This is a genomic window from Lysobacter sp. M2-1, assembly GCF_022662495.1.
Lineage (GTDB): Bacteria > Pseudomonadota > Gammaproteobacteria > Xanthomonadales > Xanthomonadaceae > JAKPBU01.
This window is the reverse complement of the sequence record NZ_JAKPBU010000005.1, coordinates 1-13793: the sequence shown is the minus strand read 5'-3', so window position 1 is coordinate 13793 and position 13793 is coordinate 1. Positions and strand designations below refer to the sequence as shown.

General features: G+C 67.1%; 11 protein-coding genes and 1 tRNA gene. 10 read left to right on the top strand and 2 right to left on the bottom strand.

Annotation, left to right across the window (positions count from 1 at the left end):
• Positions 1–29 precede the first annotated feature (29 nt).
• The 4 genes from gluQRS to phbB (MC375_RS10970) all read left to right on the top strand — a co-directional run bounded on the left by gluQRS (position 30) and on the right by phbB (MC375_RS10970) (position 3144).
• Complete coding sequence (gene gluQRS / locus MC375_RS10985) at positions 30–941, top strand: tRNA glutamyl-Q(34) synthetase GluQRS (RefSeq protein ID WP_242103445.1); 912 nt, start codon at positions 30–32, stop codon at positions 939–941.
• Between the two features lie 28 nt (positions 942–969).
• Positions 970–1710, top strand: a complete 741-nt coding sequence (gene phbB, locus MC375_RS10980; protein WP_242103444.1) for an acetoacetyl-CoA reductase — start codon at positions 970–972, stop codon at positions 1708–1710.
• 126 nt (positions 1711–1836) lie between these two features.
• Entirely contained in the window at positions 1837–2328 is a 492-nt protein-coding gene (phaR, locus tag MC375_RS10975) for a polyhydroxyalkanoate synthesis repressor PhaR (protein ID WP_242103443.1), read from the top strand.
• A 75-nt stretch (positions 2329–2403) separates the two neighbouring features.
• Entirely contained in the window at positions 2404–3144 is a 741-nt protein-coding gene (gene phbB / locus MC375_RS10970) for an acetoacetyl-CoA reductase (RefSeq protein WP_242103442.1), read from the top strand.
• Between the two features lie 764 nt (positions 3145–3908).
• On the opposite strand, the gene MC375_RS10965 is transcribed toward phbB (MC375_RS10970), so the two are convergent.
• Positions 3909–4799, bottom strand: coding sequence for a M48 family metallopeptidase (locus MC375_RS10965; RefSeq protein ID WP_242103441.1), 891 nt, complete (start codon positions 4797–4799; stop codon positions 3909–3911).
• A 70-nt stretch (positions 4800–4869) separates the two neighbouring features.
• Positions 4870–6765 (bottom strand): formylglycine-generating enzyme family protein, encoded by a 1896-nt coding sequence (locus tag MC375_RS10960; protein ID WP_242103440.1) that lies wholly within the window; start codon positions 6763–6765, stop codon positions 4870–4872.
• 65 nt (positions 6766–6830) lie between these two features.
• On the opposite strand from MC375_RS10960, the gene rnd reads away from it, so the two are divergent.
• The 6 genes from rnd to MC375_RS10930 all read left to right on the top strand — a co-directional run bounded on the left by rnd (position 6831) and on the right by MC375_RS10930 (position 13711).
• Positions 6831–7949 carry a ribonuclease D gene (gene rnd, locus MC375_RS10955; RefSeq protein ID WP_242103439.1) on the top strand — a complete coding sequence of 373 codons (1119 nt, stop codon included), beginning with the start codon at positions 6831–6833 and terminating at the stop codon, positions 7947–7949.
• 13 nt (positions 7950–7962) lie between these two features.
• A tRNA-Ala gene (locus tag MC375_RS10950) sits at positions 7963–8038 on the top strand.
• 272 nt (positions 8039–8310) lie between these two features.
• Positions 8311–9945 carry a TldD/PmbA family protein gene (locus tag MC375_RS10945; RefSeq protein WP_242103438.1) on the top strand — a complete coding sequence of 545 codons (1635 nt, stop codon included), beginning with the start codon at positions 8311–8313 and terminating at the stop codon, positions 9943–9945.
• Positions 9945–11579, top strand: coding sequence for a TldD/PmbA family protein (locus MC375_RS10940; protein ID WP_242103437.1), 1635 nt, complete (start codon positions 9945–9947; stop codon positions 11577–11579). Before MC375_RS10945 ends, MC375_RS10940 begins: the two co-directional genes overlap by 1 nt.
• 31 nt (positions 11580–11610) lie before the next feature.
• Positions 11611–12945 (top strand): TldD/PmbA family protein, encoded by a 1335-nt coding sequence (locus MC375_RS10935; protein ID WP_242103436.1) that lies wholly within the window; start codon positions 11611–11613, stop codon positions 12943–12945.
• Positions 12946–13018: 73 nt separating this feature from the next.
• Positions 13019–13711 carry a DUF4159 domain-containing protein gene (locus MC375_RS10930; protein ID WP_242103435.1) on the top strand — a complete coding sequence of 231 codons (693 nt, stop codon included), beginning with the start codon at positions 13019–13021 and terminating at the stop codon, positions 13709–13711.
• The last annotated feature ends 82 nt before the right edge of the window (positions 13712–13793 follow it).

The window sequence follows — 13793 nt, the reverse complement described above, 5'->3', positions numbered from 1 at the left end:
GTGTGGCAACCCGCGGTTAAATTCAAGCGATGAATACCGACCCTGCCCCTTACCGCGGACGCTTCGCGCCCTCGCCCACCGGGCCGCTGCACTTCGGCTCGCTGCTGGCCGCGTTCGGCAGCTGGCTGCTTGCGCGCCAGGCCGGCGGCGAATGGCTGGTGCGGATCGAAGACCTCGACCCACCCCGCGAGATCGCCGGGGCGGCCGCGCAACAGCTTCGCGCCTTGACCGGATTCGGCCTCGTGCCCGATGGCCCAGTCGTCCGGCAGAGCGCGCGGCACGGGCTCTATCGCACCGCGCTGGACCGGCTGCTGGCTTCCGGCCATGCGTTCGAATGCCATTGCAGCCGCGCCGATCTCGTCGGCGAAGGCGGCATCCACCGCGCATGCGTCGCCGGAGCGCAGCGCTCCGATCCGGCGATCCGCCTGCGGATCGGCGACGGCACCCGGGTGGGCTTCGACGATCTGGTCCAGGGTCGGTTCTCGCAGGACGTCGGGCGCCAGGCCGGCGATGTCATCCTGCGCCGCAGCGACGGCCTGTGGGCCTACCAGCTGGCGGTGGTGGTGGACGATGCCGACCAGGGCGTCACCGATGTGGTGCGCGGTGGCGACCTGCTCGACTCCACCCCACGCCAGATCCATCTTCAGCGGCTGCTGGGCCTGCCCACGCCGCGCTATGCGCACCTGCCGCTGGTGCTGGACGAGGACGGGCGCAAGCTGTCCAAGTCGGCGGCGGCGCTGCCGGTCGATCCAGGCGACCCGTTGCCCGCTCTGCGTACTGCCTGGCGTGCGCTTGGCCAGCCGTCTGCAAAGGTGGCGGACGCGGGCAGCATCGACGCGCTGCTGCGCGCTGCGGTTGAACGCTTCGAGCCGGCCCGCATTCCCCGGCATGCGATCCCGCTCGCCGCGCTGCACAACGCCGATGTCATCTCCGGTGTCTAGAATCGCCCGATATTCCGGAGGGAACGACATGACTTCTCGCATCGCACTGGTCACCGGCGGCACCGGCGGCATCGGCACCGCCATCGTCAAGAAGCTCGCCGACCAGGGCCACCGCGTCGCGACCAATTACCGCAACGAAGAGAAGGGTCGCGCCTGGCAGGGGCATATGAAGGAAGCCGGCTACGACGTGGCGATCGCGAAGGGCGATGTGTCCACGCCGGAGGAGGCCGAGGCGATGGTCCGCGAGGTCGAACGACAGCTGGGACCGGTCGACATCCTGATCAACAACGCAGGCATCACCCGCGACAGCACCTTCCACAAGATGACCGCGCAGCAGTGGCAGGAGGTCATCAACACCAACCTCAACTCGGTGTTCAACGTGACCCGGCCGGTCATCGAGGGCATGCGCGAACGCAAATGGGGCCGGATCATCCAGATCAGTTCGATCAACGGCCAGAAGGGCCAGTACGGCCAGGCCAACTATGCCGCCGCCAAGGCCGGCATGCACGGCTTCACCATCTCCCTGGCCCAGGAGAACGCGAAGTTCGGCATCACCGTCAATACGGTGTCCCCGGGCTACATCGGCACCGACATGGTGATGGCCGTGCCCGAGGCGGTGCGCGAGAAGATCGTGGCCCAGATCCCGACCGGAAGGCTGGGTACGCCCGAGGAAATCGCATACGCGGTGTCTTTCTTCATCCCGGACGAGGCCAGCTGGATCACCGGCGCCAACCTGTCGGCGAACGGCGGCCAGTACATGGGCTGGTAGGGGCCGCCACGCGGCCGGACCGTCGCCGGCAGTGGCGCCATTCAGCGATTACGGGACGGGGCCCCTGTTGCAAGCGGTGCTGCACTGCGCCATGCTGCGCCCCAGCATCGCTAGAGTCTTTGCTCCATGACTGCGACCCGCGTGATCAAGAAATATCCGAACCGTCGGCTCTACGACACCGAGATCTCCAGCTACATCACCATCGAGGACGTGCGCCAGCTGATCGTCGATGGCGAGGAGTTCGAGGTGCGCGACGCGAAGACCGGCGAGGACCTCACCCGCCAGGTATTGCTGCAGATCATTTCCGAGCACGAAGGCGACGGCCAGCCGATGCTGTCGACCCAGCTGCTCAGCCAGATCATCCGTTTCTACGGCGACTCGCTGCAGGGGTTCATGGGCAGCTACCTGGAACGCAGCATGCAGATGTTCCTGGATCAGCAGGACCAGTTCCGCCGACAGATGGGCGGCGTGCTCGGCCAGTCGCCCTGGACCATGATGAACCAGCTCACCGAGCGCAACCTGGAACTGTGGAAGGAATTCCAGCAGAACCTGATCGGCGGCATGGGCCGCCCGGTAGCGCCCGGCAAGCCCGGCGCGACCAAGCCCGAAACCAAGTAATACCGCCCCATTGGACGTCGCCTTCTTTCAGGCGCGCGCTGCTGCGCGCGTAATCCGCATACAGGGGAACAACGCATGACCAAGCGCGTGGCCGTCGTGACTGGCGGCATCGGCGGCCTGGGCACGGACATCTGCATCGCGCTGGCACGCGCCGGCCGCCGAGTGGTGGCCGCCGACCTGGGCAGTCGCGAAGAGCGCATCGCCGACTTCCACGCCGCGGTCGATGGCCACGACATCCATTTCGAAGCCGTCGACGTATCCGACTTCGAGGCCTGCGCAGCGCTGGTACGCAAGGTCGAAGGCGAACACGGCAGCCTGGACATCCTGGTCAACGCGGCCGGCATCACCCGCGACACCACCCTGCGCAAGATGGACCGGGTGCAATGGGATGCGGTCATGAACGTCAACTTGGACAGCGTGTTCCACATGTGCCGGCACGCGGTCGAAGGAATGATGGACCGCAGCTTTGGGCGGATCGTGAACATCAGCTCGGTCAACGGCCAGACCGGCCAGTTCGGTCAGACCAACTACTCCGCGGCCAAGGCCGGCATGCACGGCTTCAGCATGGCCCTGGCACGCGAGGTCGCACGCAAAGGCGTGACCGTCAACTCGGTTTCTCCAGGCTATTGCGAAACCGCACTGGTGATGGCGATGCCCGAGGAAATCCGCCGGGGCATCGTGGAGAAGGTGCCGGTCGGCAGGCTCGGGAAGCCTTCGGAAATCGCGCGCACGGTGGAGTTTCTCACCGCGGACGATGCCGGCTTCATTACCGGTGCGAACGTGCCAGTCAACGGCGGGTTGTTCATGAGTTTCTGACGCCGCGCGTGTCGCTCGAACGCGGCGTTCAAGATTCATCGAGGCAGCGACTCCCATTTCCGTCATCCCCGCGCAGGCGAAGACCCAAGGACGTTACCTTTGGGTTCCGTAGGCTCCGAATAAGCATCCTTAGAAGCAGGGCTTTCGCCTGCGGCGACTTACTTTCTTTGCTGGTGCAAAGAAAGTAAGCAAAGAAAGCACCTCAGTGGATCCAGATCGCTCAAGGGATGTGGATGGCGAAGCAATTTTCGGACTCGCCATCCCTGGCTCGATCCGAAAACGGCGGCCATCCATGGCCGCCGCCCCTTCGGGGTTTCCGGGTGCTGGCAGCTACTGCGGGACCAGGAAAGTCAAAGGCATGGACCGTCGGCGCCAGACCGCGCCCGCACCTGACTGCCTGGACCTTTAGCCTTTGATCTTCTCGAGGCTTCGCGTGCGATCCGCATCCGGACACCCGGAGGGCGGCCGGCATGGATGCCGGCCGTTTTCGGAGCGGACATGGATGTCCGCTGCGAAAATGGCGACGACACCGCACATCCCATGAGCGGGTTTGACGTCACGAGGAAGGTGCTTTCTTTTGGTTACTTTTCTTTGCACCAGCAAAGAAAAGTAACTCGCCGGCAGGCGAAAGCTCTGCTCCCAAAGGGCAGCCGGTTTTGGCCTTAACAGGAACGCACCACCAGCGCCCCCCGTCCGCGCGGGACGCGTTAGATCCATTGGTGCTCGACTTACCAACCAAAGTCGCAGCAAACAGACCCGTCAGACTACTGACTGGCACCCGCACAGAACTTCGCCCGATACTCCATCGCCCGCGGCATCAGCGATTGCAGATGCTCGATGCGCGTGCCCGCGCTCGGATGAGTGGAGGCGAATTCGGGCGGATTCTGCCCGCCGCTCATCTGGCTCATGCGTTCCCACAGCGGGATCGCTTCCTGCGGGTTGTAGCAGGCCGCCGCCGCCAGCATCAGGCCCAGTTCGTCTGCCTGCGATTCCTGGCTGCGCGCGTACGGCAGCGCGCTGCCGTAGCCGTAGGCCGACATCACCGCCTGCATCGTGCCCGCGTCCATGCCGCTGGCCATGCCCGCCATCTGTCCGAGTTGTTCCAGCTTGCCGCGGGTCATGCGCTGGGCGCCGTGGCGCATCAGCGCGTGCGAGATCTCGTGGCCCATGACCACCGCCATGGCGTCGGCATTCTGGGCGATCGGTACCAGGCCGGTGTACACCGCCATCTTTCCGCCGGGCAGGCAGAACGCGTTGGCCTGCTCCGAATTGAGCACGGCCACGTCCCACTCGAACGTCTGCTCGATGCCGGAAGGTTCCTGTCCGTGCTCCGCGGCGACGGCGTCGGTCACCTGCGGCACCTTGGCGATCAGGCGCTGCGCGACTTCGCGGATCTGGCGGGCGATCTGCGAATTCGGGTCGACCGGCTGCTCGGTCTGGAGAATTTCCTCGAACGCCTGCAGGCCGAGCGCCTTTTCATCCTCGGGCGTGATGTTCCTGTCGATCACCACCTGCTCGCCGGTCAGCGGATCGGTGCTGCGATTCGAGAACCAGTAATAGGCCGCATAACCGGCGAACAGCACCAGGATCAGCAGTCGCGGGTTGAAGCCGCGGCGCCGTGGCGTGCCTTGGCGGCCGAAAGGATCTTGTCGCATCTGCGCTTTCTCCCCGCTGGCATGGGTGGTCCGGCAGCAATGCTCGCATGACCCCTTGTGTAGGGACCGCTCACAAATCCCGCACGACCCTGAAGCCGATCTGGGCGTTGGTGACGTCCCGCTCCAGCGGTGCACGCCAGACCGAGCGCAGCTGGCTCGGCGCACTGGCCCAGGAGCCGCCGCGGATCACCCGGGTCCTGCAGCCCGGATTGAACCAGGCCTTGCCATCCTTGGGCGCGCGCCGGTAACCGTCGTGCCAGCAATCGGCGACCCATTCGCTCACGTTGCCGGCCATGTCGTACAGGCCGAACGCGTTGGCGCGAAAGCTGCCGACCGGCGCAGGTCCCCAATACCCGTCGCCGTAGCCGGCAAAGGCGTTGGCCCAGGTGCGCCCGGCCGGCGAGCGGTCGCGGCTGCCGGTGAAGTTGCCCGCACGCGACGGGGGAACGGCGGCGTTGCCCCACGGATAGCGGCCGGTGTTGCCGGCGCGCAGTGCGTATTCGAACTCGGCCTCGCTGGGCAGGCGATAGTTGCGCCCGGTCTGCTGCGACAACCATTTGACGTAACCATCGGCATCGCCGGCGCTGACGTGCAGCACCGGCAGATCGTCTGCCGCCACGCCCCCCAGGTAGTCCGAGCCGATGCCCACCAGGCTGCGACGCACGAAGTTGCCGCTGCGTTCGTCGTAGGGCATCGAATACCCGCGCCGTGCCGCGCGCGTGCGCGCGCCGGTCGCGGCCAGGTAGCGTTTGAACTCGCCGACCGTCACTTCGTGCCGCGACATCGCGAAACCGCGATCGAACCGCAGGTAGCGCGCCGGCTTTTCGTAATCCTGCGCGTCGATCGCGTCGGCTTCGGCACCCATGCGGAATGCGCCGTGCGGCACCACGATCATCTGCGGGCCGCGACCACCGTTTTGCAGCGCATCGGTGAAGACCTGGCCCGGCCGGAACAGCCCATAGTGCGTCGCCAGGTCGATCCGCGTGCGTAGTTCGGTCGCTGCGGGGTCGCCCGGCTCTGCAATGCGCAGCAGCTCGGCCAGCTGGTCGCGCGCCTTGCGCACGCCGTTGTATTCGGGCAGCACCCTTAGCCCCGCGTCGCGTAGTTGCGCGATACGCGCGCGCCGCACGGCCTCCACACGCTCGCGCGCGTCGGCGATGGTCCCGCTGCCGGGGCGCACGCGCGCCGCGAGCTCGATCCAGCGTGCGGCCGCCTGGAATTCGCCGCGTTCCGCCGCCAGTTCGGCATTGCGGATCAACCCGCTCTCCACCGCTGCCACGCCCTGCAGCGCCCGCGGTTGATCCGGCTGCAGGCGCAGCGCTTCGCGGAATCCGGCGAGGGCACCGCCTCCCTGCGCGCCATAGCGCCCGTCACGCAGGTCGGCTTCCGCCGCCGCGTTCAGCGCCCACAGCCGGTCGGCCAGGTCGACCCGTTCCAGATAACTGCGTACCTCCGCATCCTCCGCGGCGACCGTGCGCGCGACCGCAGCCAGGGCATGCGCCTGACGCAGGGCCGCGTCGTCTTCGCCCGCCAGCGCAAGCTGCTCGTCGCCCCGACGCAGCAGGGCCGTCAACGCGCGGTCGAGTCCGCGACGCGCGCTCGCGTCGTCCGGCGCAAGGCGCAAAATCGCCAGGTACAGCGGAATGGCCGCGTCCGCATCCTCGTGCAGCCTGCCCTCGCCCAGCGCCGCGTCCGCGCGCCGACGGGCATCGCCGATGCCTTCGGCGGCGAGCTCGACCGGTGGGATGCGCCAGGTCAGCGCGTCCGCCAGCTGGTCGTCGCCGCTGATGGTGACGCTGGCGCGGCCTTCCCCGGTTTGCCCGTCGGTCGGCGCCGGCCGGCCGGGTGCCGCCGCATCCTGACTTGCGCCGCACGCCGCCAGCAACAAGACCAGCAATGCCGTGAGGCCGGCGCGCCATCGCGGACCCCGTGTCTGGCCGTCGGGAAGCAAAGCGTGTCCGGTCATGAGCACCGGCACGGTAGGCTATGGGCCCGGATGCGGCAACTTCCCGTCCTTTCTCGAACGACTTCGTGTACCACTGGATCGAAACACCCGCCGACCTTGCCGCCCGCCTTGCGCGCGGAAGCTCCCTGACCCGCATCGGCCTGGATACCGAATTCGTCCGCGAACGCACCTACTGGCCCAAGCTCGCCCTGGTGCAGATCGCGCTGCGCGATGCCGATGGTGTGCTGGACGTGCTCCTGGTCGATCCGCTGGCACCGGGGATGACCCAGGCCTTGACGGCGCTGCTGGTCGAGCCCGGCATCCTCAAGATCATGCACAGCGCCAGCGAAGACCTAGTGGCGCTGAAGCACGCCTGCGGCGTGGTGCCACAACCTCTGTTCGATACCCAGATCGCGGCCGCACTGGCCGGGATCGGCGCCGGTGTCGGTTACCAGAAACTGGTGGAGCAGGTCGAGGGTGTGGTCCTGGCCAAGGGCGAGACCCGCTCGGACTGGCTGCGCCGCCCGCTGTCGCCTTCGCAGCTCGAATACGCAGCCGACGACGTGCGGCATCTGCATGCCATGCACGATGCCCTGGACACGCAGCTGCAGGCCCTGGGCCGCAGCGATTGGCTGGCGCAGGATTGCGCACGCATGGTCGCCAACGCCGAACGCGATGAGCTGGAGCGCTGGCCGCATCTGCCCCTGCGGGCGGCCCAGTACCTCGACACGGCCGGCCAGCACCGCTTGCTGCGATTGCTGCGCTGGCGCGATGCCCATGCCAGGGACAGCGACCGGCCGCGCAGCTGGATCCTGGACAACGAACTGGCGGTGGCGCTCGCACGCACGCCGCCGGCCGATCCGGCGGCCCTGCAGGCGCGGCTCGAAGCCGAACCCAAGGCGCCGCGCAAGCTGGGCGCACCGCTGTGGCAGGCGCTGACCACGCCGCTGCCCGACGAGCACGACGCACCGCCGATCCGCGGCGAGGACCGCGACAAGCAGGCGATGCGCAAGCTGCAGGATGCCGTCGCTGCGCTGAGCGCCGAACTCGGCCTGCCCGACGGCGTACTCGCCTCGCGCCGCTGGCTCGAGCCCTTGCTCGACGGCGAGTGGCCCGCGGGGCTCGCGGGCTGGCGCCGCGCACTGCTGGAACCGCGGCTGGCCGCGCTGCTGCCGTCTGGCCGCACCGCATCCACGTCCGTATAATGCGCAACCTCGTGGGGCGGTAGCTCAGCTGGGAGAGCGTCGCGTTCGCAATGCGAAGGTCGGGAGTTCGATCCTCCTCCGCTCCACCACGTTCCCGGAGACATGCACCAAGCGGCGCATGTCTCCGGATGGATCTCCCGACGACGGCGCCGCAAGGCGCCGTTTTCGTTTGTCGCCGCCGCAGCGTCGGAAACGTGATGGCGCCGGTGAAATCCGTCGCGGCCGTATGCCGTTAGTTTGTTGACCCACCTCGTGGCGCGCGTCAAGAATCGGGACTGGCCTGTGGTACGGCGTCCCTCGCGCGATCCGTCCCCTGCCTGGTTGCATTCCAAGCGCGCGAGTTCTGTGGGGAGATCGGCAGATGGATAGACGTCAATTCCTGGCGCTGGGCGGGATCGGGTTCGGCGGCCTGCTCGTTCCATCGGCCTTCACCCGCGCGATCGCGGCAGAGGAGCTCGAGTCCTCGCTCGATGTGGCGATGAAGAAATCGCTTGCCGATGCGGCCCTGGGTGCGGCCCGCGACTCGGGTGCCAGCTATTGCGACGTGCGCATCGGCCGTTATCTGCGCCAGTTCGTGATCACGCGCGAGGACAAGGTGCAGAACGTGGTCAACACCGAATCCACCGGTGTGGGCGTACGCGTCATCGCCGACGGCGCCTGGGGCTTCGCCGCCACCAATGCGCTGACCGCCGACGGCGTAGCCAATGCGGCGCGCCAGGCCGCGGCCATCGCCAAGGCCAATGCCAAGATCCAGTCCGCGCCGGTGCAGTTCGCCAAGGCACCGGGCTACGGCGAGGTGAGCTGGAAGACGCCGATCGTCAAGAACGCGATGGCGGTGCCGATCAAGGACAAGGTGGACCTGCTGCTGGGCGTCAACGCCGCGGCGATCAAGGCCGGCGCCAACTTCGTCAATTCCACCCTGTTCCTGGTCAACGAGCAGAAGTATTTCGCGTCGACCGACGGTTCCTACATCGACCAGGATGTGCACCGGATCTGGGCGCCGCTGGAGGTCACCGCGATCGACCAGGCCAGCGGCAAGTTCCGCACCCGCGACGGCCTGTCGGCGCCGATGGGCATGGGCTACGAGTACCTGGACGGCACGGCCGCCGGCAAGACCACCCTCCCCAATGGCGTGGTCGTGTACGGCATGTCCTACGACATGGAGGAAGACGCCGTCGCCGCTGCCAAACACGCGCAGGCCAAGCTCAAGGCGCCATCGGTGAAGCCCGGCAAGTACGACCTGGTGCTCGACCCCTCGCACACCTGGCTGACCATCCACGAATCGGTCGGCCACCCGCTCGAGCTCGACCGCGTGCTCGGCTACGAGGCCAACTACGCCGGCACCAGCTTCGCCACCCTGGACAAGCGCCGCGACAAGTTCCGCTATGGCAGCGACGAGGTCACGATCTTCGCCGACAAGACCCAGAAGGGCAGCCTGGGCGGGGTCGGCTACGACGACGAGGGCGTCAAGACCAAGCGCTGGGACCTGATCCGCGACGGCATCCTGGTCGATTACCAGACCATCCGCGACCAGGCCCACATCCTCGGCAAAACCGAATCCGACGGCTGCTGCTATGCCGACTCCTGGAGCAGCGTGCAGTTCCAGCGCATGGCCAACGTGTCGCTGGCTCCGGGCAAGCAGAAGCTGTCCGTCGCCGACCTGATCAAGGACGTCGAGAACGGCATCTACATCATCGGCGACGGCTCGTTCTCGATCGACCAGCAGCGCTACAACGCCCAGTTCGGCGGCCAGCTGTTCTACGAGATCAAGGACGGCAAGATCACCCAGCAGATCGAGGACGTGGCCTACCAGATCCGTACGCCGGAATTCTGGAACGCGTGCGCAGCCGTGTGTGACGAGAGCGACTACCGCATGGGCGGTTCGTTCTTCGACGGCAAGGGACAGCCCGGCCAGGTGTCGGCGGTTTCGCACGGATCGAGCACCGCGCGCTTCAACGGCATCAACGTGATCAACACCGCGCGCTCGCTCGGCTGATGCGCAGACGCGACTTCATCGTCGGCTCGGGCGTCGGCATCGGCTCCCTGCTGCTGCCGCCGTTCTCGCGCGCGGTGGCGGCCGAAGCGCTGGTCTCGCAGCTCGACGCAGGCCTCAAGAAGCGTTTGGCCGATACCGCCCTGTCGGCGGCGAAGTCCGGTGGCGCGACCTACGGCGACGTGCGCATCGGCCGTTACCTGCGCCAGTTCATCAACACCCGCGAGGACAAGGTCGAGAACATCGTCAACACCGAGTCAACCGGCATCGGCGTGCGGGTGTTGGCGGATGGCGCCTGGGGCTTCGCCGCAACCAACACGCTGACCGAGGACGCCGTAGCCGGCGCCGCGCGGCAGGCGCTGGCCATCGCCAAGGCCAATGCCCGCACCGGCGGCGCGCCGGTGCAGCTCGCGCCGGCCAAGGGCGTGGGCGAAGTGCGCTGGGCCACGCCGATCCGCCGCAATCCGATGGATGTGCCGGTCAAGGACAAGGTCGATCTGCTGCTGTCGGTCAACGCCGCCGCCATGCAGGCCGGCGCCAGCTTCATCGCTTCGAACCTGTTCCAGGTGAACGAGCAAAAGTACTTCGCCTCGACCGACGGCTCCTACGTCGACCAGGACATCTACCGCATCTGGGCGCCGTTCACCGCGACCGCGGTCGACAAGGCCAGCGGCAAGTTCCGGACCCGCGACGGCCTGTCCTCGCCGATGGGGATGGGCTACGAATTCCTCGAAGCCAGGCCGGAACACCGGGTCGAGCTGCCCAGCGGCGTGGTCGTCTATTCGCAGTCCTACGACATCGTCGCCGACGCCGTGGCCGCGGCGCGCGACGCCCAGGCCAAGCTCAAGGCGCCTTCGGTCAAGCCCGGCAAGTACGACCTGGTGCTCGATCCGAGTCACCTGTTCCTGACCATCCACGAATCGGTTGGCCACCCGCTGGAGCTCGACCGCGTGCTCGGCTACGAGGCCAACTACGCCGGCACCAGCTTCGCCACGCTCGACAAGTGGCGCGGCAAGGATTTCCGCTATGGCAGCGACCAGGTCACCATCGTCGCCGATCGTACCCAGCCGCACTCGCTCGGCGCGGTCGGCTTCGACGACGAGGGCGTGCCTGCGCAGCGCTGGGACCTGATCCGCGATGGCATCCTGGTGAACTATCAGGCCACGCGCGACCAGGCGCACATCATCGGCCTGGATGCGTCGCAAGGCTGCTCCTACGCCGATTCCTGGAGCAGCGTGCAGTTCCAGCGCATGCCCAACGTGTCGCTGGAAGCGGGCAAGCAGGCGCTCACGCCCGCGCAGATGGTGGCCGACGTCGAGGACGGCATCTATATCGTCGGCCGCGGCTCGTACTCGATCGACCAGCAGCGCTACAACGCCCAGTTCGGCGGGCAGCTGTTCCACGAGATTAAGGCCGGCAAGGTCACGCGCATGATCGAGGACGTGGCCTACCAGATCCGCACGCCCGAGTTCTGGAACGCCTGCAAGTCGGTCTGCGACCGTAGCGACTACCGCCTGGGCGGCTCGTTCTTCGACGGCAAGGGCCAGCCCTCGCAGGTGTCGGCGGTTTCCCACGGCGCCAGCACCGCACGCTTCACCGGCATCAACGTCATCAACACCGCACGCAGCCTCGGCTGACTTCCGGCCTCTATTCTCTGGAGAATTCGCAATGGGTATGTTCACCGAAGAGCGCGCCAAGGCCATCCTGGACAAGGTGGTCGCGCTGTCGAAGGCCGACGAATGCACCGCGCAGCTGACCGGCAGCACTGCGGGCAACATCCGCTTCGCGCTCAACAACGTGTCCACCAGCGGCATCGTCGACGACACCGAACTTGCGGTGCAGGTCGCTTTCGGCAAGCGTGTCGGCACGGCGACGATCAATGAGTTCGACGACGCCGCGCTCGAACGCGTTGTGCGTCGCGCCGAGGACCTGGCGCGGCTGGCCCCGGAGAACCCGGAGTTCATGCCGGCCATCGGCAAACAGACCTACAAGCCGACCGACACCTTCAGCGCGGCCACCGCCGCGATCACGCCCGAATTCCGCGCCAGGATTGCGGCCGATTCCATCGCCGCCGCCAAGAAGGACAATCTGATCGCCGCCGGCTTCCTGCAGGATGCGCAGAGCTTCACCGCGTTCGCCAACAGCAACGGCAATTTCGGCTACCAGACCTCCACCAGCGCCGATTACACCTGCACCGTGCGCACCGAGGACGGCAGCGGATCGGGCTGGGTCGGGCGCAACGTCACCGACATCGGCAAGTTCGACGCCGGCGACGCGATCGCCATCGCCACCCGCAAGGCGCGCGAGTCCTCGAACGCCAGGGCACTGGAACCCGGCAAGTACACCGTGATCCTGGAGCCGCATGCGGCCGCGGGCCTGGTCTCGTTCATGATGTTCTTCTTCGACGCGCGCCAGGCCGACGAAGGCCGCAGCTTCCTGTCGAAGAAAGGCGGCGGCAACAAGCTCGGCGAGCAGGTATACGACCCTCGCGTGAGCCTGTGGGCCGATCCGTGGGACGCGGACGTGCCGGTGGAGCCGTGGGACGACGAGGGCCTGCCGCGCACGCGCATGCCGATCATCGACAAGGGCAAGGTCGCGGCGCTGAACTACTCGCGCTACTGGGCCAAGAAGCAGGGCAAGCCCGAGACCGCGACGCCCGGCAACCTGATCATGTCCGGCGGCACCAAGTCGACGGCCGACCTGGTGCGCGAGACCGACAAGGGCATCCTGGTCACCCGCACCTGGTACATCCGCATGGTCGACCCGCAGACGGTGCTGCTCACCGGCCTGACCCGCGACGGCACGTTCTACATCGAGAACGGCGAGATCAAGTACCCGCTGAAGAATTTCCGCTTCAACGAATCGCCGGTGATCATGCTCAACAACGTCGAGGAATTCGGCAAGCCGATCCGGGTCAGCGGCGACGAATCCAACTTCGCCATGATGATCCCGCCGATGAAGCTGCGCGATTTCACCTTCACCTCGCTGTCGGACGCGGTGTGACCCATGCCGGCGCGCCGCAGCGGATGACGCGCCGCCACCCTCCCGTGCTGGGCGGCGGGAGGGCGGATCCGACATGAACCGCCGCGACGCGCTGCGCCTGATCGCGGGCGCCGCGGCAGCGGCCGCGTTGCCGGCCGTACACGCGGCGCAGTACGACTTCTGGTTCACCCGGCTGCGCTACGACTCGGGCGACTGGGACGTGGACCAGCGCATGCCCTCGAACCTGATCACCTCGCTGATCGACTACACCAGCCTGCGCGTGGATCCGGACGAGCGCGTTGTCGCGCTGGCCGACCCGAAGATGCTGCAGGCGCCGTTCTGCTACCTGGCCGGGCACAAGCTGGTGGAATTCAACCCGGCCGAGCGCCGCAACTTCGAGCGCTACGTGCGCAACGGCGGTTTCGTGTTCGTCGACGACTGCAACCACGACATCGACGGTCTGTTCGCGAAGTCGTTCGAGGCGCAGATGGCGTCGATCTTCGGACCGAAGGCGTTGCGCAAGCTGCCTAACGACCACGCCATCTACCGAAGTTTCTTCACCTTCAAGGACGGCCCGCCCGCGACCACGTTCGAACTCAACGGCTGGGGCGACGATCTGGTGCACGACTACCTCAAGGGCATCGAGATCGACGGGCGCCTGGGCGTGCTCTACAGCAACAAGGACTATGGCTGCGAATGGGACTACGACTGGCGCAACCGGCGTTTCCTGGCCGAGGACAACACCAAGCTGGCGGTGAACATCGTGATCTACGCGCTCACCGCCTGACCACTGTAGGAGCGGGGGGGGGGGGGGGGGGGGGGCGGGCCCCCGGCGGGGGGGGCCCCGAGGGGGGGGGGCCCAACACCAA